This is a genomic window from Salipaludibacillus sp. CF4.18 (genome assembly GCF_051262595.1).
GTDB lineage: Bacteria > Bacillota > Bacilli > Bacillales > Salisediminibacteriaceae > Salipaludibacillus > Salipaludibacillus neizhouensis.
In genome coordinates, this window is the sequence record NZ_JBIMEV010000040.1 from 20922 (window position 1) to 42627 (window position 21706).

20 protein-coding genes are annotated in these 21706 nt (G+C 36.8%); 12 read left to right on the top strand and 8 right to left on the bottom strand.

The window, feature by feature from the left end; genetic code table 11:
* Window positions 1–2: 2 nt before the first annotated feature.
* Together ACHABW_RS18920 and ACHABW_RS18925 are read right to left on the bottom strand one after the other, a co-directional pair.
* Entirely contained in the window at window positions 3–1028 is a 1026-nt protein-coding gene (locus ACHABW_RS18920) for an MFS transporter (RefSeq protein ID WP_435757623.1), read from the bottom strand.
* Window positions 1025–1210: a hypothetical protein gene (locus ACHABW_RS18925; protein WP_435757625.1), complete on the bottom strand. Its 186-nt coding sequence runs from the start codon at window positions 1208–1210 to the stop codon at window positions 1025–1027. The genes ACHABW_RS18920 and ACHABW_RS18925 overlap by 4 nt, the downstream gene beginning before the upstream one ends.
* 340 nt (window positions 1211–1550) lie before the next feature.
* On the opposite strand from ACHABW_RS18925, the gene ACHABW_RS18930 reads away from it, so the two are divergent.
* From ACHABW_RS18930 to ACHABW_RS18945, 4 genes are all read left to right on the top strand, one after another.
* Window positions 1551–1937, top strand: a complete 387-nt coding sequence (locus ACHABW_RS18930; RefSeq protein WP_435757589.1) for an OsmC family protein — start codon at window positions 1551–1553, stop codon at window positions 1935–1937.
* A gap of 54 nt (window positions 1938–1991) precedes the next feature.
* Complete coding sequence (locus tag ACHABW_RS18935) at window positions 1992–3353, top strand: MATE family efflux transporter (protein WP_435757591.1); 1362 nt, start codon at window positions 1992–1994, stop codon at window positions 3351–3353.
* Between the two features lie 183 nt (window positions 3354–3536).
* Window positions 3537–6203 carry a tetratricopeptide repeat protein gene (locus ACHABW_RS18940; RefSeq protein WP_435757593.1) on the top strand — a complete coding sequence of 889 codons (2667 nt, stop codon included), beginning with the start codon at window positions 3537–3539 and terminating at the stop codon, window positions 6201–6203.
* A gap of 163 nt (window positions 6204–6366) precedes the next feature.
* Window positions 6367–7176, top strand: a complete 810-nt coding sequence (locus ACHABW_RS18945; protein WP_435757595.1) for a YfkD family protein — start codon at window positions 6367–6369, stop codon at window positions 7174–7176.
* A gap of 275 nt (window positions 7177–7451) precedes the next feature.
* On the opposite strand, the gene ACHABW_RS18950 is transcribed toward ACHABW_RS18945, so the two are convergent.
* On the bottom strand, window positions 7452–8627 hold the full coding sequence (locus ACHABW_RS18950; protein ID WP_435757597.1) for an ROK family transcriptional regulator: 1176 nt from the start codon (window positions 8625–8627) through the stop codon (window positions 7452–7454).
* Between the two features lie 142 nt (window positions 8628–8769).
* Here ACHABW_RS18950 and xylA point away from each other — a divergent pair, with 142 nt between their 5' ends.
* Both xylA and xylB read left to right on the top strand, forming a co-directional pair.
* Complete coding sequence (gene xylA, locus ACHABW_RS18955; protein WP_435757599.1) at window positions 8770–10092, top strand: xylose isomerase; 1323 nt, start codon at window positions 8770–8772, stop codon at window positions 10090–10092.
* Window positions 10093–10186: 94 nt separating this feature from the next.
* Window positions 10187–11680, top strand: coding sequence for a xylulokinase (gene xylB, locus ACHABW_RS18960; protein ID WP_435757601.1), 1494 nt, complete (start codon window positions 10187–10189; stop codon window positions 11678–11680).
* A gap of 95 nt (window positions 11681–11775) precedes the next feature.
* On the opposite strand, the gene yfkAB is transcribed toward xylB, so the two are convergent.
* A complete protein-coding gene (gene yfkAB, locus ACHABW_RS18965) occupies window positions 11776–12906 on the bottom strand; it encodes a radical SAM/CxCxxxxC motif protein YfkAB (protein ID WP_435757603.1) in 1131 nt (376 codons plus the stop codon).
* A 168-nt stretch (window positions 12907–13074) separates the two neighbouring features.
* On the opposite strand from yfkAB, the gene ACHABW_RS18970 reads away from it, so the two are divergent.
* From ACHABW_RS18970 to pdaA, 3 genes are all read left to right on the top strand, one after another.
* The gene (locus ACHABW_RS18970) at window positions 13075–13254 is read left to right on the top strand and encodes an SE1561 family protein (RefSeq protein ID WP_110936984.1); all 180 of its coding nucleotides are present in this window, start codon (window positions 13075–13077) and stop codon (window positions 13252–13254) included.
* Between the two features lie 151 nt (window positions 13255–13405).
* Window positions 13406–14050, top strand: coding sequence for a histidine phosphatase family protein (locus ACHABW_RS18975; protein ID WP_435757605.1), 645 nt, complete (start codon window positions 13406–13408; stop codon window positions 14048–14050).
* 189 nt (window positions 14051–14239) lie between these two features.
* Complete coding sequence (pdaA, locus tag ACHABW_RS18980) at window positions 14240–15064, top strand: delta-lactam-biosynthetic de-N-acetylase (RefSeq protein ID WP_435757607.1); 825 nt, start codon at window positions 14240–14242, stop codon at window positions 15062–15064.
* A 173-nt stretch (window positions 15065–15237) separates the two neighbouring features.
* Here the strand turns inward: pdaA and ACHABW_RS18985 are convergent, their stop codons facing one another.
* On the bottom strand, window positions 15238–15603 hold the full coding sequence (locus ACHABW_RS18985) for a GAF domain-containing protein (RefSeq protein ID WP_435757609.1): 366 nt from the start codon (window positions 15601–15603) through the stop codon (window positions 15238–15240).
* A 202-nt stretch (window positions 15604–15805) separates the two neighbouring features.
* Here ACHABW_RS18985 and rlmD point away from each other — a divergent pair, with 202 nt between their 5' ends.
* Window positions 15806–17218 carry a 23S rRNA (uracil(1939)-C(5))-methyltransferase RlmD gene (gene rlmD, locus ACHABW_RS18990; protein WP_435757611.1) on the top strand — a complete coding sequence of 471 codons (1413 nt, stop codon included), beginning with the start codon at window positions 15806–15808 and terminating at the stop codon, window positions 17216–17218.
* Window positions 17219–17221: 3 nt separating this feature from the next.
* Here rlmD and ACHABW_RS18995 read toward each other — a convergent pair whose 3' ends face one another.
* Window positions 17222–18703, bottom strand: a complete 1482-nt coding sequence (locus ACHABW_RS18995; RefSeq protein WP_435757613.1) for a recombinase family protein — start codon at window positions 18701–18703, stop codon at window positions 17222–17224.
* A 310-nt stretch (window positions 18704–19013) separates the two neighbouring features.
* On the opposite strand from ACHABW_RS18995, the gene ACHABW_RS19000 reads away from it, so the two are divergent.
* Entirely contained in the window at window positions 19014–20000 is a 987-nt protein-coding gene (locus ACHABW_RS19000; protein ID WP_435757615.1) for a zinc-dependent alcohol dehydrogenase family protein, read from the top strand.
* A gap of 186 nt (window positions 20001–20186) precedes the next feature.
* On the top strand, window positions 20187–20546 hold the full coding sequence (locus tag ACHABW_RS19005; protein ID WP_110937078.1) for a hypothetical protein: 360 nt from the start codon (window positions 20187–20189) through the stop codon (window positions 20544–20546).
* Window positions 20547–20776: 230 nt separating this feature from the next.
* On the opposite strand, the gene ACHABW_RS19010 is transcribed toward ACHABW_RS19005, so the two are convergent.
* A complete protein-coding gene (locus ACHABW_RS19010) occupies window positions 20777–20899 on the bottom strand; it encodes a YjcZ family sporulation protein (protein WP_435757617.1) in 123 nt (40 codons plus the stop codon).
* Between the two features lie 223 nt (window positions 20900–21122).
* Window positions 21123–21326: a hypothetical protein gene (locus ACHABW_RS19015; RefSeq protein WP_435757619.1), complete on the bottom strand. Its 204-nt coding sequence runs from the start codon at window positions 21324–21326 to the stop codon at window positions 21123–21125.
* Window positions 21327–21706: the final 380 nt, after the last annotated feature.

The window sequence follows — 21706 nt, forward strand, 5'->3', positions numbered from 1 at the left end:
ATTTAAAAAAAGGCGCTTTGCGTTTTTCTTAATTGGATTTGAAAGATTATGCCTGCGATAAGCATGAAAGCGAGCATGGCACTGATTGAATAATAGATGGCACCTTCGCCGATGATTTCAATCAAGAATCCTCCAACCAAGGGACCTGTCATACTTCCCAGCGCAAATAAAACAGCGGTCATTACATTTCCTGTTGGGAGTAGATTTGCAGGAACTAAATCTGCTAAATAAGCGATTCCTAAAGAGAACATGGACCCTAATAACATGCAGGCAATAATGAATAGCCCTAAAAGAAAAGCAGGATTTTGTTCTGCAAATGACATACTAAAGAATGCAATGAATCCAAATGCCGGTAGAAATAGTAGTATTTTACTTCGTCCTATTTTGTCACTTAAGATACCTAAAGGCAGTTGGGTTATCAAGCTTCCGAAAACAAAGCTTGGCAGTAATAATAACGTGACAAATTGAATATCAATCCCCATACGTAGAGCGTAAACTGGGTAGTTTCCATGTAAAGATGCTTCTAAAAATCCGTAGCAAAACCCTGGTAACAAAGCAAACCAAGCTAGCTTTAAGACTTGTTTATATCTCGCGAATGTATTTAGTTGAGATGCCGTTTCAAAATCGCTTGAAGGCCATTCATTTTTCATGAAAAGCATAAAGATCCACGCTATAAGACTTGCAACTGATGCGATAACAAAAGGCAAATAGTCGTTTATTTCCAGAAGTTTGGTCATCATTGGACCTAAACCAAATCCCATGCCAAAAGCTAATCCATAGAGAGATAATTGTCTACCACGTTTTTCAGGAGAGCTTGTAGTGCTAATCCAAATTTGTGTGGAGAAATGAATTAGGTTATCGGAAATTCCAACGACCATTCTTAAAGCAAACCAAACCCAAAATGCTTGCCATATTGGAAAGAGCATTAATGAGATTGCAACGATAATTAATCCTGTAATAATCACGGGTTTATAGCCATGCTTACGAACTGGTTTTTCAATAAAAGGAGATATAAGAATAATTCCTATATATAAGGCCGCAGCATTGAAACCATTGCTGAGGAGGAAACTCCGGAACCTTCCAGCATTACTGCTAAAACAGGTAAAAGCATGCCTTGTGAAAATCCTGCAATAAGGACCATTCCTATCAGTACCCAATACCGGTAAGTGGGGTTATTAGCTGGTTGTTCTTCCGAGAGTTGGTTTGTCATGATGTTGTCCCCCTTTGTTACATAGTTAATATTTGAAAAAGTTACTTGTTACCCAAATTACATTTTAGTCTCTTTTTGTTAGATAAGAAAGTATAAAATGACAGCTATCTTTACGCCACACGTATCAAGGGAAGTTCGCCCTTGATACTTAAATGATGGTGGCTTTAAAGATCACGCTGTATATAATAAAAGACGCTTTGCGTTTTTCTTATTAAGTGCGAAAGTATTAGATTGTCTTTTAACGAAAGTCTGAGAACGCCGAATACTTTTTAGGTGACGAACTGTTAGAATGAAAGTAAACTTAGAATTAGAGAATAGAAATAAGAAAGGGAGTATAACAATGAAATTTAATTATGCCGATGAGGCTTTTGAGACAGAATTTGAATTTGGAAAACTGACGATTTCAGGGGATGAAGAAAAGGGATTTAGACCATTTCAACTTATGGTAAGTTCCATCGCAGTTTGTGGGGGATCGGTCTTAAGAAAAGTTTTAGTAAAACAACGAATGGAAGTTTCAGGTTTACAGATTGAAGCAGAAGTGACGAGAGATCCGGAAAGAGCAAATCGATTAACTGAAATCAGGCTTCATTATATCATTAAAGGGGAACAGTTAGTGGAGAGTAAAGTGGCGAAAGCTGTTGAATTGGCTAGTAAAAACTGTCCGATGGCTCAGACAGTTATCGATTGTGTCAATATTGAAGAAACGTTTGAAATTAGAAAGAATTAGGAAGGTTTTTTAACTCCCTTCTTTTTCTAAGGAGCAATACCTGGGGGGGAGACGATGAAAAGTAACACGCAGCATGATTTTACTGAAGGAAATATTATGAAGAAAATGATTGTTTTTTCTTCACCAATTTTCTTAACGAATATTCTTCAAACATCTTATCAAGTGATTGATACTTTATGGGTGGGGAACTTATTAGGAGCTAATGCCCTAGGTGCAATTTCTATATCGGGCACGGTAATATTTACTATCTTATCTTTTATTATAGGAATCAATACCGCTGCATTGACCGTGTTGTCGCAATTTAGAGGAGCAAATGATTATAAAGGGTTGAAGAATTCTCTAAACGCATTTGTGGTGACACTTGGATCACTGACGTTTATAGTTGGTATCATAGGATACTTTGTTTCCGGCCATATTTTGCAATGGATGGGAACTCCGGATAGTATTCTTCCTCTAGCCACGTTATATTTAAAAATTAACTTTATAGGAATTCTTTTTTTGTTTGGTTATAATTTTATTGCGACAGTACTGAGAGCATTAGGTGACAGTAAAACGCCGGTAAGGTTTGTTTTACTGGCTGTCATACTAAATACGATTCTAGATCCTATCTTCATCAGTGTTCTGGATATGGGCATTGCCGGAGCTGCCTATGCCACAGTATTTTCTCAAGGTACCGCATTTTTGTATGGACTACTCTATTCCATTTATAAAGCAAGTGTCCCGTTTAGTATACCTTTTCTACCCCGATTAAAAGAACTAAAACATATATTTAAGCTAGGCCTTCCTTCTGGTCTTTCCATGATGGTTATCTCAGGTGGAGTACTGGCAATTATGACAGTGATAACAAGTTTTGGTGAAGATGTAGTTGCAGGATTTGGCGCTGCACAACGATTGGATAGTTTAATTATGTTGCCTGCGTTAACTTTAGGATCGGCGATTAATAGTATGGCGGGACAAAATATAGGAGCAGAAAAGTGGGACCGTGTAGGGAAAATTGCCAAAAGTGGTCTTATCTTAATCGCATCTGTTTCTGTAATTATTAGCGCACTTGTGTTTTTTTCAGCAGAATATGCGGTATCATTGTTTGTAAAGGATCCGGAGACGGTAGAATTTGGCACGACATATGTAAAAACAGTAGCTTTCTTTTATCCTTTCTTAGGTATTAACTTTGTTCTAAATGGCGTAGTGAGAGCTGCAGGCGCAATGTTTCAAGTCTTTGTTTTAAATGTACTTTCTTTTTGGGTATTGCGCTATCCATTAACGTACTTTTTCTCTCAATGGTATGGGGAAAGAGGTATTGGTATTGGAATGGCCTCAAGTCTTGTAGTTAGTAGCTTATTAGCATTAGGATACTACCGATGGGGCCGGTGGAGAGAAATTAAAGTGATAGAAGATGAGAGTAAAAATAAAAAATAAAAGCTTGTCGAGCAGATTATCTGTTATTATTATGGTCTCTTATCTAATATGAATAAGTGATGATAAGTAAGTACCCAAGTACACATCAAATTTATGATATAAATGTGTAAGAAGGTCAAAAAAGAGCTTTTTGTGACGAATAGTTCCTAATGGGGTACGTTGAATTACCTGGAGGTATATACAATGGCAGAAGAATATATGATTAATAAAACATACTACCGAACAATATTAGATGAGGAAAGCTTGTTGCATCCTGTTAGATCGTTAGGACATGCTTTTTTTAAAGAACAATCAGAAAAAGGCGGTAATTTGGCCTCTCTTCGTTTTGCTCAAGGGGAAGTCTATTATTATCATAAGGATTTAGAAGCTGCGATACAAAAGTGGCAAAATGTTAATAATGAACTTGAGCACTGGGCGAAAAAAAATATAGGTGATGCATATTATGAGTTGGGATGGCTCGGCGAAGCAGAAACCATGTACACATCGATTAAATCTAGTGACCCGATGCTTACTGTAGAAGTAGCTTTGCAGCTCGTATCGTTAAACGAAGAATTAAACAACAAAGACCGTGTATATCAGTTTATTAGAACTGCAATGGCTACAGATCCCGATTATCCAAACGTAACGACGATTGCCAGAACGATATATGAGGGGAAACAAGACTGGGAAAATGCAGTAGACCTTGCAGCAGTAGAGGCAATGAGAACAGAAAACTTACATTGGTTTGAAACACTAATTGGCTATGTGAATAAAGGATACACTTCTTTGTTTGCACCAAGTTATTTTGAACATGTGCTTGTAAAACTTTATGAATTAGATGAATCCTTGTTTTCTCAGTTAACAAAATCATTGTGGCATCAGTATCAAGAAAGTCTTGCTTATTTATCGTGGATGGAATTGGTTAATCGAATTTTTGCAAGTCTTGATACCACTCAGATGACTGATAGACGAATCGTTCTCGACCTTCATCATGAGAGTTATTTAGAACTTATGAAGGGGAATTACCTAGTGAAAGAGCTGCGTCCAGTTCTTCCAGGGTTGCTTGTAAATTGGTTGAACATATCTCCTGAAAATGCGAAGTTGTTTCCTGCTACGGCAATGTTAGCTTGGAATGATATATTTCCGTCAACGATCGAACAATTATTGCTACAGGAAGCAGAAGATATTGTTCAACGTTTGAAAACAGATGTGTCATTGGACGATGTTCATGAGTTACTGCAATCTCTTCTTAATTGGGCGGAGACAAATCAAATTAATATCGGATTTAAAAAAGAGTGGCTTATTTCCCAAATGACTGAGCGAGACAAGAAGCATCTTTTCATTACTGGAGCTAGTAGAAGAGGAAAATCATCAGTGATGAATGCGATCTTAGATGAAACGTTGTTTGGCGAAGAAGCATTTACTTTATTTGTTCATTCAAGTAATGACGATCAAGCTGAAATGATTGAAATCACAGAAGAAGGTTCACAAGTGGTCGATGATATTACAACATTGACTGAAAATACACTAGTTGATCTAAAGTGGCCATCTCGTCATTTAAAGGAGCTAGGCTGCTCGCTTGTTAGCTCACCAGACTTTTCACAGTATGTGACGCAAGAAAACGACAGATTTGAATATTCAAATGTTGTCGATGGTATTTTATATATCATTGATGGTGAACGCCCGATGATGGACAAAGCAATCCTCGAAGCAGAAACAATTGCCAGCAAAGTGAAACACGTACCTGTTCATTTTGTACTGAATAACGTGGAAAGTGTTGATGAAGAAGAATTAAAGCAGGTTTTAAAAGGGTCTCTTCCAGACGCACAGTTTTATTCCTACTCTTCTCATCGCAGTTCAGATAGTCTGGTTGATTTTATTAACGTTCACTTTACGTTTAAATCGAATACAACTAAACAAATATCAAGAGCTAAGCTTTTATATTTTATCAGGGAATCACTGACGCATTTATTGGACCAACGCGTTTCCAGAGTGAAAGCATTAGAATCAAATATTGCGTTTCAGGAAGAGATGAAAGAAAGCTTTCTCGAACTTGAACGTGAGCTTGTAGAGATGCGAGAAGAAAAGAGTAACATCATTACATCTACTTACAGACTTGAAAAGGAAGAATTAAAGAGCAAAATTTGGAGAGAAATACCAGTTTTACTAAGTGAAAGTGCTTCGGAAATCTCTGATGATAGTGATTACACAACATTACATGATGATATCGATGTATTTATGAATAATAAAATTCAAGATTACATTGAAATAAATGTTATCCCCCAGTTCCAGGCTTCACTGCAGAAGTGGATGGAGGATACTCATGAGGAAATGAAAGAAACAGAGGATTTTCTTATTAGTAAGAATGAATGGTTTAATGACAAGTATAAAGAAAAGAAAGTTAATCTAGCTTGTGACTTCGTAATATTTAAAGACTGGAAACGGGATATTAACAGGATGACAAACCGTATGGAAATAGACGAGGTCAAGTTTATGAACCAATTAAAACCTACTCAGTTCCTTTTGAAAAGTGCTGGAAAGATTTTTGGTAATCTGCAAACCAATAATCAATTGTTGTTCAAACAATATCAAAAATTTATTGAAAACGGTAATTTTGAAGATGTAACTGGAACTATTATTAATAAAATATTTCTTGAATTTGATCTGTTCGAAAAGGCTTTGAAATCGGACCTGAAAATGTCATTTCAAGAATCTGTTGATAAGGTCATTGATCATAAGGAAGAAGCTGACTTCGAGATAAACAAAGCGAATGAGAAACTTGAAGAAATGCGTAAAAGTCCGGAATATTTTCACGATCCGTTACGGATTTTCGAAGTAAGATTGCTTCAATATGAAATGATGAGTGAATAAAAAGTAATTAGATAGAACTATTTATATCCCCGCAGACTTTTTGCGGGGATATTTTTTAACTTTTTTAGCAAAACTAGAAGAAAAGGGAAACCACCTGAACATCGACGTTAGTAACGATTTTAAAGTGCAATCTGGACGTGAAAATGAATAGGAGGAATAACGTATGAAGAAGTGGATCTGTCAGCTACTTTTAGTATTTTACTGTTTTGCCATAGCTCTCCCAGCCCTCGTATTAGCAGAGGAAGCGGAGAATGAAGACAACTCTAACAAAATACCTGAATCAGCCGTGGAAATCTCAAAAGAAAATACTTACCCTAACTCTGCCGTAGACTTACCAAATCTTCAACCGAGTACATTAGCAAAAAATCTGCTCGAATCATCCGAAGTAGACATTGATAATCCTGAGCTAATTAAAATGATGAATGAGTCAACGGTGAAAGGTTCCAAGTTAGCTATTGGAATGAATGTATCTATTTATTTAGGTCACTGGCCGTTATCTTATAAATCAGAAGAAACGAACCTTAATTGGAATTATGAAAAAATAAATACGAACATGGTAGATAATCGCGGTGGGGAACAGCAGAAAAACATTCAGTACAGTCAAGAGCAGCAAAAAAGAATTACAGGAGGATTAACTTCAGAAGTTCCCGATATTGACATGGTAAAAAACATGCTCTTAATAAAAGCAGCGGAAAACACAAAACTTCCTTTAAGTTACTCGACTACTATTGGATTTGGTACGCAAGCGGATCGTCAATTTCAAGTATCAGCTAAAACCCTTGGTTATTTATCTGCTTACGCATCGGCAGTGAATGAAAAAGGTGTCGTAACATACGGAGAAGTATACTTACGTTTGAAAGGTGATGACTCGTGGTTAGAGGTGAAAAATGTGACACGGCAAAGGATAGGAGCCACCATCCCTGTACAAGATTACGTTAATTTCAAGATGGAAACGACGAAAGAACCAAGGTAACCCCACTGCATAAAACAGTGAGGTCATAGAATCAAGTATTACTAACAATTTCAAGTACAAGTTGATTAATAAGAAGTTAATAATTTATCGTCTAATCCTTCATAAGATTCAGTTTCATCTTGGATGGGATACATTTCGATAACTGTTACCTCGTTTTTAGTTAATGTTAGATCCAGTCTAATATTGTTATCTGAATTCTCTAAGCGACCAGTGGTAATATAAGGTTTGGCACTGAGACACCCTCCATATAAAACTTTCCTTAGTATATAATTTTATCAATACACGAAGGAAATATCGTTGCTGAACTTAATTTTTAGGAAATTTTCAATCGAAAAGGATGCGGCGCCAAGTGCAGTTGAATATTGGTTTAGTTTGGAAAAAGATATATTCAAATCCTCTTGGTGATGAGGCAACGTTTTTTCTCGAATGACCTTCATCATAGAATCGATCAAATAGTTTTCAGCAATGGTCATTCGGTTTCCAATTATAATTTGCTCGGGGTTAAACGTATTAATAATATTGTTTAGCCCTAATCCCAAATAATATCCTATCTCATCAAAAGCTGGTTGGAGTTCCTCACCGGCATCGTGAACCAATTCTTCAACAGTAAAGTCTTCTACTTTGGATGGATATATTTTTGCGGCTCGTTTTAGTAATGCCTTTTCAGAAGCGTATAGTTCCCAGCAACCGGCACTTCCACAGGAGCACTTTTCTCCGTTTGGTTCAATTATCATATGACCCATTTCTCCAGTTAACCCATTCCTTCCACGGAACAGCTTATTATCAAGGATGAGTCCAACTCCAATCCCAATTCCCATGCTAAGATAAACAAGATTTTCGGATTGTTTTTGAGAACCAAAACATTTCTCTCCATATGCACCGGCGTTTGCTTCATTTTCTATAATGACTGGGATGTCGTATTTATTTTCAACATAAGATTTTAAATCTGTATTTTCCCACGTGAGGTTTGGAGTATATAAAATATCTCCCTCCAAATTGACAAGGGCAGGGACACCAATACCTATACCGGTTACACCATACCGACTTTGATTACTATAAGAAATAAAAGAATCTATTAAGACTTCAATTTTCTCCATTGTTTTTATATAATCATTTGTATTAAATTTGTCGGTTTTTTCCAAAACAATGTTCCCCTTTAAATCAACGAGAATACCTAGTATATAATTTACCCCAATATCAATTCCGATAGAAAAACCAGCTTTTTCATTGAATTGAAGCATAACCGGCCTTCTGCCACCACTTGATTTACCAGGACCTACTTGATAGCAAAAATCCTCAGAGATTAGTTCTTCAACAAGGCTTGAAACAGTTGCCTTAGTAAGCTTTAATTGCTGAGAAATGGTTGCACGTGAAATCGGTTCATGATTACGGATTGTTTGTAGAATAATAAATTTATTGTTTATCTTGATGGATTGTTGATAGCCTGACATTTTCGAGTCTCCTTTTAAACCTAATAGTATATTTATACCATAAAAATCACTTAGAATAAACTTAGTTTATTCGGTAGACAAACAAAGTTATTGTTGGTAAGATAATAATCAAACAACAACTATATTAATTGGAGGAGATAGCATGTCCTATTTTAATAACATTGGTAAAATTAATTATGAAGGTCCTAAATCAACGAATCCTTATGCGTTTAAATTTTACAATCCTGAACAAAAAATCGGGAACCAAACGATGGAGGAATATCTTCGTTTTGGTGTAGCGTACTGGCATACATTTGCAATGGACGGTTCCGATCCTTTTGGAGCGGGCACGATGGTTCGTCCCTGGGACAAATTCTCAGGGATCGATTTAGCGAAAGCTCGATTGGAGGCAGCATTTGAATTATTTGAGAAGCTCAATGTTCCGTTTTTCTGCTTCCACGATGTAGATATTGCTCCAGAGGGAAGTAATTTAAAAGAAACAAACCAAAACTTAGACACAATTGTAAGCTTGATGAAGGACTATATGAAAGACAGTAAAACAAAGTTGCTTTGGAATACTGCCAACAATTTTACAAACCCAAGATTTGTTCATGGGGCGGCATCTTCTAACAACGCAGATGTATTTGCTTATTCAGCTGCCAAAGTGAAAAAAGGCTTGGAAATAGGAAAAGAATTAGGCTCTGACAACTATGTTTTCTGGGGTGGTCGTGAAGGGTATGAAACTCTTTTAAATACAGACATGAAGTTAGAGATGGACAACCTTGGTCGTTTCTATCACATGGCTATCGATTATGCGAAAGAAATCGGCTATGACGGCCAATTCCTTATTGAGCCTAAACCAAAGGAACCAACTACTCATCAATACGATTTTGATGTGGCAACTAGCTTTGCATTCTTGCAAAATCATGGTTTACAAAATCACTTCAAATTCAACATTGAAGCAAACCATGCTACCCTTGCAGGACATACATTTGAACATGAACTTCGCTATGCTCGTGACATCAATATGTTAGGTTCAGTTGACGCTAACCAAGGTGATCCATTGCTTGGATGGGATACAGACGAATTCCCGGCTGATCTTTACACAGCTACATTAGCTATGTATGAAATCATTAAAAATGGTGGCTTAGGCCGTGGTGGTTTAAACTTCGATGCAAAAGTCAGAAGAGGATCTTTTGAACCAGAAGATTTATTCCATGCACATATTGCGGGAATGGATACGTATGCGATTGGTTTAAAAGTAGCCCAAAAATTAATTGATGATAAAGTACTTGAAGATATTGTTGAGAATCGTTACAAGAGTTATTCGGAAGGTATTGGCTTGGACATCGTTTCAGGTAAAACAGACTTCCGTAAGCTTGAAGATCATGCGCTTGGTTTAAATGAAATTAAACAAGAATCCGGTCGTTTAGAAAAGATCAAAGCTACCATTAACCGTTATTTGATCACATATGCTGCCGAATAAATAGTAGAAGAATCAGACAGTTTTACACAGCTGTCTGATTTTACATAGAAGTTAATAAAAGACGCTACGCGTTTTTCTTAGGGAGGAAAACTAGATGAGCTATGTAATCGGAATCGATTTAGGAACGAGTGCCGTAAAAGCACTGCTTGTTAATAAAGAAGGAACAGTTGTTAAAGAAACATCAAAGGAATATCCGCTCATACAAGAAAAATCAGGATACAGCGAACAGGATCCGGAAAAATGGGTCAAGCAAACAATTGCTGCAATAAAAGACCTTACTCATACGATGAAAGATGCGGATAGAATTGAAGGCATGAGTTTTTCGGGACAAATGCATGGGCTTGTTTTACTCGATGAAAACAATAAACCACTTCGTCATGCTATGTTGTGGAATGATACACGTACTACCGAGGAATGTAGAGAAATTGAAGAAAAAATTGGGATCGAAACGCTACATAGCATTACAAAGAACCCAGCTTTGGAAGGCTTCACGCTACCAAAATTGTTGTGGGTGAAAAAAAATGAACCAAAAGTTTTTGCAAAAGCAGCATCCTTTGTGCTTCCGAAGGATTATTTGAGATACCGTTTAACCGGTGAAATACAGATGGAGTATTCAGATGCAGCTGGAACGTTATTGTTGGACGTAGCGGAGAAAAAGTGGAGCAAGCAAATTTGTGAAAAAGTAGGAATTTCCTTTGAATTGTGTCCACCTCTTGTTGCTTCGCATGCAAATGTAGGGAACGTAAGCGAAGAAATAGCAGATCAATGTGGGCTGGCAGCAAGTGTTAGTGTATTTGCCGGTGGAGCAGATAACGCATGTGGTGCTATAGGTTCTGGCATTCTTGAAGACGGGGTAACTCTTTGCAGTACAGGAACTTCAGGAGTTGTTTTATCTTATGAAGAAGAAGGTACAAAAGATTTTGGCGGAAAAGTTCATTATTTTAATCATGGTGAAGAGTCAGCTTTTTATACTATGGGTGTTACATTGGCTGCGGGTTATAGTTTAAGCTGGTTTAAAGACACATTTGCGGCAGATCAGTCATTTGAACAAATCCTTGCTTCAGCAAGTGAATCTCCTGCAGGTGCTAAAGGCTTGATCTTTACGCCATATATTGTTGGAGAAAGAACACCCCATGCTGATGCAGATATAAGAGGTAGCTTTATTGGGATGCAAGCAACACATACGTTGGGAGATTTCGCGAGAGCAGTGATTGAGGGGATTACATTCTCATTGAATGAAACAGTGGAAGTTTTTCGTGAGCATGGAAAAACCGTCGATAAAGTGATTTCCATAGGTGGTGGAGCCAAGAGTGAGTTATGGCTTCAAATGCAGGCTGATGTTTTTAATGCGGAAGTCGTAAAACTCAAAAACGAGCAAGGACCTGGTATGGGGGCAGCGATGCTTGCTGCTTATGGACTCGGCTGGTTTCCATCATTAAAAGATTGTGCACAACAGTTTGTGGAAACAAGTGACACGTATACGCCTGCTTCTGAGAACGTGGAGACGTATAAAAAATTATTCAAGATCTACAAGGATGTTTATCCACAGACGAAACAACTAAATAAAGAATTAGTGCCATTTAGGTAACTAGAAAAACCTGTCTTACAGTATTCATTGTGAGACAGGTTTTTTTAAAAATTTTGTTTAGGGTAACATAACCCGCTATTATAAAAGCAGTTTTTTTACTCTAATGGAGTCTTAGTTACATTCGCAGATCGGCTTATAAAATCGATATCTTTATAATACGCGTCTCTTACGAGTAGATTCGGACCGAGACATTCAGCAGCCGGGCAATGACAATCAATCGATTGAGCAATCTCTGTAGAGCGCCAATTATCAAATGCCTGTTGTAATGTTTGCTCCTGGATATTGCCTAAAGAACCTGCGGAGGTAAAGTCGGTTACGTGAATGCCACCATCAAATATATTGACATTGAGACGAGAACGGCCATCCGGATCATTTCTGACGGTAACATTTTTTTCTGTAAATAACCGGGAAATCAAAGATTGGTCCTCTTTATCATCGTTGCAAGGGTAAAAAGGAAGTGTTCCAAACAGCATCCATGTATCTTTGTTCCGATGGTCCAATAATCTATGAATCCCTTCCCTGATTTCTTTTAGAGTAGCGATAGACAGGTTACTCGCAAAGCTTGTTGGGTACATAGGGTGTATCTCATGCCTTTTACAACCCATTTCAATAACTTGGTCGTGTATTCTCTCCAAATGAGGTAATGTTCGTTTGTTTAACATTGTTTCAGCAGAGATTAGAACTCCACGTTTCGAGAGGTTTTTTCCGTTCTCAACCATTCGATCAAAGTACATTTGTCTTTGTTCTATAGAGGGCTTTCGCTCCATGACAGCAAACCCTATATCGGTAAAGTCATCAACACTTCCATAATTATGAGAAATGTGCAAAAGATCTAAATAGGGCACGATTAAATCGTATCTTTCAATAGGCATCGTTAAATTGGAGTTAATTTGCGTTCGTGCGCCTCGTTCATGTGCGTATTTTAACAGTGGAACGACGTAATTTTTAACGGATTTCATTGAAAGCATGGGCTCTCCACCAGTAATACTTAACGCTCTTAAATGAGGAATTTCCTCTAATTTCTTTATGAAAAGTTCTAATGGGAGAGTATCAGGATCCTTTGTCTGTAGCGAATATCCAACCGCACAGTGCTCACAGCGCATATTACATAAATTCGTAGTAGTAAATTCAATATTTGTAAGCTGTGCTTTCCCGTATTCTTTTATGTCAAGGTAAGCTTCCCATGGATCATAAGAAGGATTTATTTCTTGCATTACTGACTTCATTTTTGTTTCCACTCCTTTCACAAAACAAAACAACCGTTCTTCATACTACAGGAATAATCACCATAATAGAATGCTTACAAAGAAAATGATGGATTTTATTGTGCGCTTTTTGGGCATTCTGTTAAAATATGATGATAAACAAAGAATGTAACAAGAAAGGAGATTATAATGGAGAATTCAGGAAAAACAGAGAGATTAAGTGCTTTACATGAAAGAATGGAGAATTTAGTGAATTCCTTAGATGAATTAGATCCTGAAAAAACAGGTGTAGAAGATATAGATCGGATTATTACTAAGCTGGATGAATTAGAAGAGGAATGCCAAAAGCATCGTCGTGAGTTTGAATAATCGAATGAATAGGTTGCCTTGTTCTGCAAGGCAACCTATTTGTATGTCAAACGGTATATAATTACCTTATATAGCTTGTAGAACATGACATTAACCTGGATAATAGAAAAATAGATTAGTATATCAGAAACCTAGGAAGGGCGTCATACATATGATAACCGTTTACTTTATAAGGCACGGACAGTCTGAAGCAAACTTAAAAGGTATTATTCAAGGACACGCGGAATTTCCACTTTCGAGCTTAGGTGAAAAACAAATTAAATTAGCAGGCAAAGCGTTATCCAATGTAAACATAGATCATTTTATCACTAGTGATTTGGGTAGAGCAGTTAAAACATGCGAGGCAATTGCTAAACATCATTCAAAGAAAGTGGAAAGTTCACAAATGGTCAGAGAAATTGGCTTAGGTCCGTTACAAGGAAAAACAAGAGATCAAATGTATGAAGAGTTTCCAAATTTACAACCTAATATGCTTTTAACTTCTGGCATTAAAGGAACAGAAACTCTCGATGAAATTTCAAACAGATGTGAAAAGGTAGTTGAAAAATTACTCGACAATCATGCCGGAAAAACAGTAGCTATTGTTTCTCACGGAGGTTTTATCAGTATTATGCTAATGTTTCTCATTGCAGGTCGTAAATGGCATGAACTCGAGAGACCTTTCATTATAGGAAATACTGGGATTACTAAAATTACAATGGAACCGACAGGCCATGCTAAGATTCACTTTACAAACCGTACAGATCATCTGGAGTATGAAGAAGGTGTAACACCAGAAACTCCGGTAGCTTATTGAGAGAGGTTTAGCACCTTGATAAGTCTTCCTCGAAGTTGTTGCTTACAGTCTTAAATGCGCATTTCCGTAATTATATAAGAAAGAAAAAGAAGTAATGAGCGAATCATAAATAAACTTCTCTTTTGCCATGCATGAAAACTTAAAAATAGAGAAACATAAAGAAAAAGCTGGTGAAAGTGGGTATTGTTTATGGGGAAAAAAATACTGTTTATTTTCATTGTTGGAGTTTTATTTGCATTACAGCCTATGAATAACATCGGGGTTTTTGCTGAGGAACTTAGCAAAAAAGAGTACCATTGGAATTTCAAACCTAGTAAAAATAACGAACCTGCCTCTACAGAACCTTATTTTCAGGAACTGCTAGAAAAATATGGCGGATTTTACCTAGGTGATACCACACAAAAGGAACTATTTATCACCTTTGATAATGGATATGAGAATGGCTATACATCTGATATTTTGGATATTTTAAAAGAAAAAGAGGTTCCAGCTGCATTTTTTGTTACAGGACATTATATGAACGAAGAGCCAGAGTTAATTAATCGCATGGTTGATGAGGGGCATATTGTTGGTAATCATTCGAACCACCACCCTAGTTTACCGAGTATTTCGGAGGAACGGTTGGAAAGAGAACTTAATTATATTAAAGATTCTTACAAGGAGATTACTGGCCAGGAAGATATGATCTATTTAAGACCGCCTAGAGGGACATTTAGTGAATGGACGCTAGCTAAAACTCAGGAGATGGGATATACAAATGTATTTTGGTCATTCGCTTATGTGGATTGGGAAACAGGGAATCAGAAAGGTGCGGACTACGCCTATGATAAAATCATGAGCAGAATTCATCCGGGGTCCGTATTACTTCTACATTCAGTCTCAAGTGATAACGCTGGGGCACTTTCGCGGGTAATCGATGATTTAAAAGAAGAAGGATATACGTTCAAAAGCTTGAATGAAGTGAGTTTTAGAGATCAGGTACCTTTTAATAAAGACAAGGATAATGGAAACTAGATCGCGCTGTACTTAATAAAAGACGCTACGCGTTTTTCTTACAAAATAAGAATTTATAAGTTGACAGCTATCTTTACGCCACAAGCATCAAGGGAAGTTCGCCCTTGATGCTTAAATGATGGTGGCTTTAAAGATCACGCTGTATTTAAGAAAAGACGGCTCTGCCGTTTTTCTTAGTTAGCCATGCTTAATTCGCCTAGTGATTGGGCGATAGCTTCTAATGTTGATACGTCAGTGACATCAAATGCAATGGCTTCTTTACTTCTGACGATCATAATGCCTTTTGCTTCATTGTTAGAGTTTTTTAAAGGGAATTTTAGTTCTCCGTTAGAAGTCCAAGTTAAGTCGTCTTCTAAATTAGAGGCAGCCATTAATTTCAATTCGTCATTTCTCTCGAAAAAGTAGACACCGACCCAATCAATATAAGGAACTTCGTCTTCTAAGTATTCGCAAGTCATTTTCAACAAGTCTTCAAGACCTCGTTTTTTGTAAACCTCTGACATGATTTTTAGCGAAACAATATCTGTAGCTATGGACACAATTATCTCTCCTATCTATAACGTTATGCAAAAATTATTTTAACAGAAGCAGTGCCTGATGGGGGATGCCAAGTTAAGGAAATCTGTGAAATATGTTATTATGTGTAAAGAGAAAGCCTTGAGAGTGTGGTTATGGTCTTATTGAAAAAGATCATGCAATTTTAACCAAGTGCTAATGTTTAATATAATAGAGGTGCAAATAATGAAAGAGACAAGAAAATTCAATAAAAAACCGGAAACGGAATTAAAAATAAAAAAAGGTCAACAATTCCCATTAACGATCAAACGTTTAGGTATTGATGGGGAAGGTGTTGGATTTTTTAAGAGGCAAGTCGTTTTTGTACCAGGGGCATTACCTGGAGAAGAAGTGGTCTGCGAAGCGGTGAAAGTATCTCACAAGTTCGCTACTGGGAAAATTATAAAATGGCGAAAAGAATCCGAAGATAGAATAAAACCACCATGTCCAATTTATGACGCTTGCGGTGGCTGTCAGCTTCAACATCTTTCTTACGAAGGACAGCTTCGTGAGAAAAAAGATGTTGTCCGACAAGCATTTGAACGGTATACAAAAATTAACCTCGATCGTATCTCTTTTAAAAATACGATTGGCATGGATGATCCGTGGAATTACCGTAACAAGAGTCAAATGCAAGCAGGAGTGAGAAAAGGGAAAGTCGTAGCTGGATTGTATGGTTCCAATAGCCACGAGCTTATTAATATTGATAAATGTATTGTGCAGCATGAGCAAACGGACACGGTCACTCAAGTGGTAAAGCAAATTGTTCAAGAGCTCAATATCTCTGTGTACGAAGAAAAGAAACGAACCGGGTTTTTACGTACGATTGTTACAAGAGTTGGCTTTGAAACAGGAGAATATCAATTAGTTCTTATCACATCGACAAAAGAGTTTCCTCGAAAAGAATTGTTTTTAGAAGAATTGAAGCGGCGATTACCAGATATTACGTCTGTTGTGCAAAATATAAACAGTCAAAAAACATCGCTAGTCTTTGGTGATGAAACCATTGTTTTAGCGGGCAAAGAAAAGATAGAAGAAAAAATCAAGGAATTTACGTTTCATTTATCAGGACGAGCCTTCTTTCAGCTGAATCCTGTTCAGACGGTAAAACTTTATAATGCAGCAAAAAAAGCCGCAAAGTTAACAGGAACAGAAAATGTTGTGGATGCCTATTGTGGTGTTGGCACGATAGGGCTTTGGGTGGCGAAAGAAGCGAAAGAGCTTCGTGGCATGGATGTTATCGCCGAGTCTATTGCCGATGCTGAGAAAAATGCTGAAGCACACGGAATCACCCATGCTAAATATGAAGTGGGAAAAGCGGAAGAATGGTTTCCTAAATGGGAAAAAGAAGGTTGGAAAGCTGACGTCGTCATTGTTGATCCTCCTCGAAGTGGATTAGATGACTCGTTAATTAAGACATTGTTACGTACAAAGCCGCAACGAATTGTCTATGTATCCTGTAACCCTTCGACACTAGCTAAGAATGTACAGGAGCTCTCTCAGGGCGGTTACAAGCTAAAAAGCTTACAGCCGGTGGATATGTTCCCGCAGACTGCACATGTGGAGTGTGTGTCGCAGTTAGTTTACACGGGGAAATAACTACTAAGCATTGAGGATTGAAAACCTATATTTGATGATTGGTCTCCCCGCTCTCTCAACATCAATTCGTTCAACAAAGTAATGCAACATTTCGTTCGTTACCTCGTTCAATGGCAAGAAACGGGAAAATAATTTCTTTAAGTTTTCAGCCTTCTTTGCATAGTTGTCATCTTGGAGTGACGCTAAGTGGTCACTCCTTTTTATGATTAATTTTTCAATTTCTTCTTGGGCAATATTTGCCACCTCTCTATAGTCATCGTGAAAAATTAAATCGTTTGCTAATAAATCTAGGTAGCGTCTCTTTTTTGATTTCAAACCCACTATTTTTTCATCTACTATCTTTAGATGTTGGTGATATTGTTTTTGTTTCTTTTTTGCTTGTAAATCTAACTTATTTAGCGCTAAGTCATCACTGATTTTATCAATCTTTTGTTCCATATCAGATAAAAAAATGTGATTCAAATCCTTCTCTTTGATAGCATGATGTGTACAAGCGCCTTTACCATGTTTAGAATATCGTCCACAAATATACCCATCTCGATTCTGTTTATACCACATACCTGTTCCACAATCAGCACAAAAAAGAATATTTGTATAAAGGTGCTTTTTCCCCTTGGTCACATTCTTCTTTCTACTTTTCATAAGCTGTTTTACGGCTTCAAAATCTTCATGAGAGATTATCGCAGAGTGCGTTTGTTTTAAAACGACATGCTTCTCTTGAGGTTGTTTCTGTCTCGATTCAGACGTTACGCTTCTAGTGGTTTCTCTTTGTTGTACTAAATCACCGATGTAATGCGGATTAGTTAGGTTACCTTTAACACTAGAGCCATGCCAATAATGACCAGCATTATTTTTTTTTTCAGCAACCCTTGCAGGAGTTGAATATCCATCTTTCGACAAGGTACGTGCAATCCCGTCAAGCCCTTTTCCTTCCATGTACAACTTAAAAATTTGTCGTACGACAGTTGGAGTATAGTCTTCAGCTAGTACTAGTTTTTTGTTGATAATTTTATACCCATATGGTGCATTAGAGCCAATAAATTCACCTCGCTTTGCTTTTGTATTAAGAGCTGCCTTTATTCTCTCAGAAGTGCGTTGAGACTCCTGTTCATACACCCAAGCATAAAGACCGAACATGTGAATATTCCCTTCAATTGAGTTTATTGCATTGTCATAGGTGATAATATGGACGTTATTATTCTCGGCGATATCCTTAATTTCATAAGAGAGCTTTCCATTACGGGCGAGACGTGAAAGTTCTTTAGATAGGATAACATCAAATTTTCGTGCTTTCGCATCTTTAATTAATCGCCGAAGGTTCTCACGTTTCTTATCTTTGGTGCCTGACTGAACATCGATATAAAACTCGTATAACTCCCACCCCTTTTCTGCAAGGATATTGTAGAAAAATTGTTGTTGGTTATCTAAAGATGTTTTTTGCTCTTCTTTATCCGTGGATACACGAATATATACTGCACATTTCATTGACACCTCAACTCCTTCTTTGTTGAGATGTAATGATGTTTACCTAATGACCATTTTTCACAGACTTCTTGATTCTTATTCAATTAAGGGTCTTAATCATTTATGCAGGTCCGAATGTCACACAATTGAATTCGGTTGACTTGTATCTTTAAATTCACACTAGAGGGTGTTAAAATTTTCCTTATACAACTTAACGGGGAGAATCCTTCAATAAGGGGATGCCTTTTTTAAAACTACGAGCAGGTTAGTTAAAGATGATAATGATTTAATTAATAAAAATTACCTTTGGTTAAAGGAGGACTTCATTGTTTTGGATGCAAAATGTATTAGATTTTATGATTTTGGAAGTCCTCAAGATGTGCTGAAAGTTGAAAATAAAGATATTGAACCTCCAAATGATAATGAAGTCCTTGTTCGGATGTTAGCACGTCCTATCAATCCATCAGATTTAATACCGATTAGCGGGTCTTATTCTCAACGTATTTCTTTACCTAATATCCCTGGTTATGAGGGTGTCGGATTTGTAGAAGATGTAGGGGCTTCCGTTTCTCATAGTTTTATTGGTAAACGTGTTTTACCTTTGCGTGGGGATGGAACATGGCAAGAATACGTTAAGACATCAGCAGAATTAGCAGTTCAGATACCGAAATCTATTGATGATTTTACGGCTTCACAAATGTATATCAATCCAATTACAGCTTGGGTTGTATGTACAGAAGTATTAAAATTAAGAATGAATGATGTTTTAGTGGTTAATGCGTGTGGTTCGTCTATTGGACGTATTTTTGCTCAATTATCAAAGGTTATTGGTTTTCGGTTGATTGCAGTGACTAGAAATAATAAACATACAGAAGATTTACTTCAACTTGGTGCTTCTTATGTAATTAATACAAAAGAAAAATCATTACATGAAACAGTTATGGAATTAACAAATGGACTTGGTGCTAATGCTGCTATTGATTCTATTGGTGGTTCATCTGTTAATGATTTGGCTTTATGTGTACTCCCAAACGGCAATTTTTTAACAATCGGTCTTTTATCAGGGGTACAGGTAAATTGGGCAGAAATTTTTAATAAGGCAAAAGTAAATGCTAATATGTTTCATTTACGGAATTGGAATAAAAATGTATCAATAGATAAATGGCAGAAGACCTTTAATCACCTTATATCATTGATTAATGATAAACAATTGCGTTTGATGGAGATAGATTCTAAATATGACTTATTAAACGTAAAAGAGGCAGTAAATGTTGTTGCACTAAATAAAGCTATAGGAAAAGTGTTTTTAACAAGCTAATAATGTTCTTCTACAACTAACGGGGTGGCAATAGTTTAATAAGCCCTTTGGTGTTGTTGCAGAGCTAAAGGGGAGGTTAATAATAATGATGAGAAATATTGTTGTTGAATGTAATTAATACATACAATTGAGTAACGCCCTTCTTCTAGGTGAATACCATGTATTTGAAGGGAGATGAGATAAAAAGTGAATGTAGAAAACCATGATTACCGTAACCACTTAAGGGATTTACATGATGAGTGCAGAAACCACATGTATTATCATGTGACTTTAACGATGACAGATGGAAGTACATTTGATGGCATTATTGAAAATGTTGATATGGATAATATTACAGTGTTAGCTGGTGAGGATGTAATGGAGCGAGAAAGTGAGGGGGATGAATCGGATACTCGACAATATTATGGACCTTTTGGTCGTCCTAGAAGAAGGTTCCGACGTTTTAGACGTCGAGGTTTTCCACTAGCTTCCTTAGCTGCTTTAGCTCTATTACCTTATATTGCTCCGCCTCCGTATCCTTATTATCCTTATCCGTACTATTATTGATAAATAAAAAACAAGAATAATTGCTGGCTCTAATAAGGAACGTAACCTTGTTGAAGTATTGGGGAGAATCCTTCCAAAAAGGATTCCGTTCTTCTTATTGAACATCGCACCTTAGTGGAACAAGAATGAAACCAACTCACTTTTATGGTGGATTTGACCACTATTGTGCATTAGGTTGAAATTAGAAAAAAATGCGAGCACTTTGTATAAGCGCTCGCATCAATAAAAATTTAGTAATGTGGTCTAACGAAAGCCGCGCCTACAATAATCAACAAAATGAACAAGACAACGATTAACGCAAAACTAGAGTCTTTTTTTCCTGCTACAGGAGAGACACAACCATAATCACTCATTAGTAAACCCCCCTTTCGATAGGGATAGTACATCTTATGTAATAAGGTAAAAATGATGTAGTTAATTGCGGATAGATAGAAAAAACAGTCGAATTAATCATGGACAAATGAGGAAAAAGATTCTTTTGGCTGATGAACAGTTCGAGAAAAATGTACATGGAAAGAGAAGGTGCTTGTTGAACTAACGGGGGTGCTTTAATTAGGTTATGCAAATTTATCCCGATTATTTTTTTGGGGTCTTGTTTAAAATTACTTCGAATTGCTCTTCGCTGTAGTTTGTTAATTTCCTACAGACCTCTTGGGCTTCATTCTCATTTTCAAATACTAATGCTTCTATAAATTGGTTTGTTTCGACAATTTCATTACTACTGACAATAGATTGAATCCACATGCTTTTTCTAGTATTTTTAATAATATATTTATCCATAATTAACCGCCTCTCACTATCACTCTAACACATGTGAGAAGGATAGTATTGCTCAAGGGTATCAAAAATAGCTGTCCTTTTAAGAGGCAGTTAACTAACTGTAAGTATTACAGTTGGTGACGTTACATTTATAGTAAGTGAATAAAATTAAATATCTAATATAATTGGATTTCCATCGCACCTAACAATAAACTTAGAAGAATGTTTTCTTAAATTAAAATACGTATAGAAACGATGAAAACGGAGAGATTATGGAAAGTTGGAATTAAGTCTTTCTTTATTTAAATTGAATTTAACTTTTGTGAAGAAATGTACTTAAACAAACGGGGGTGCAATAGTTGAACAAGCTGTTTCTCCTGTTGTGATGCTAACGGGGAGCA

Excerpts from the sequence above, each read along its gene's own strand:
- ACHABW_RS18925 (WP_435757625.1), bottom strand. The coding sequence starts at position 1,210 with ATGACAAACCAACTCTCGGAAGAACAACCAGCTAATAACCCCACTTAC.
- ACHABW_RS18930 (WP_435757589.1), top strand. The coding sequence starts at position 1,551 with ATGAAATTTAATTATGCCGATGAGGCTTTTGAGACAGAATTTGAATTT.
- ACHABW_RS18935 (WP_435757591.1), top strand. The coding sequence starts at position 1,992 with ATGAAAAGTAACACGCAGCATGATTTTACTGAAGGAAATATTATGAAG.
- ACHABW_RS18940 (WP_435757593.1), top strand. The coding sequence starts at position 3,537 with ATGGCAGAAGAATATATGATTAATAAAACATACTACCGAACAATATTA.
- ACHABW_RS18945 (WP_435757595.1), top strand. The coding sequence starts at position 6,367 with ATGAAGAAGTGGATCTGTCAGCTACTTTTAGTATTTTACTGTTTTGCC.
- ACHABW_RS18950 (WP_435757597.1), bottom strand. The coding sequence starts at position 8,627 with ATGTCAGGCTATCAACAATCCATCAAGATAAACAATAAATTTATTATT.
- xylA (WP_435757599.1), top strand. The coding sequence starts at position 8,770 with ATGTCCTATTTTAATAACATTGGTAAAATTAATTATGAAGGTCCTAAA.
- xylB (WP_435757601.1), top strand. The coding sequence starts at position 10,187 with ATGAGCTATGTAATCGGAATCGATTTAGGAACGAGTGCCGTAAAAGCA.
- yfkAB (WP_435757603.1), bottom strand. The coding sequence starts at position 12,906 with ATGAAGTCAGTAATGCAAGAAATAAATCCTTCTTATGATCCATGGGAA.
- ACHABW_RS18970 (WP_110936984.1), top strand. The coding sequence starts at position 13,075 with ATGGAGAATTCAGGAAAAACAGAGAGATTAAGTGCTTTACATGAAAGA.
- ACHABW_RS18975 (WP_435757605.1), top strand. The coding sequence starts at position 13,406 with ATGATAACCGTTTACTTTATAAGGCACGGACAGTCTGAAGCAAACTTA.
- pdaA (WP_435757607.1), top strand. The coding sequence starts at position 14,240 with ATGGGGAAAAAAATACTGTTTATTTTCATTGTTGGAGTTTTATTTGCA.
- rlmD (WP_435757611.1), top strand. The coding sequence starts at position 15,806 with ATGAAAGAGACAAGAAAATTCAATAAAAAACCGGAAACGGAATTAAAA.
- ACHABW_RS18995 (WP_435757613.1), bottom strand. The coding sequence starts at position 18,703 with ATGAAATGTGCAGTATATATTCGTGTATCCACGGATAAAGAAGAGCAA.
- ACHABW_RS19010 (WP_435757617.1), bottom strand. The coding sequence starts at position 20,899 with ATGAGTGATTATGGTTGTGTCTCTCCTGTAGCAGGAAAAAAAGACTCT.
- ACHABW_RS19015 (WP_435757619.1), bottom strand. The coding sequence starts at position 21,326 with ATGGATAAATATATTATTAAAAATACTAGAAAAAGCATGTGGATTCAA.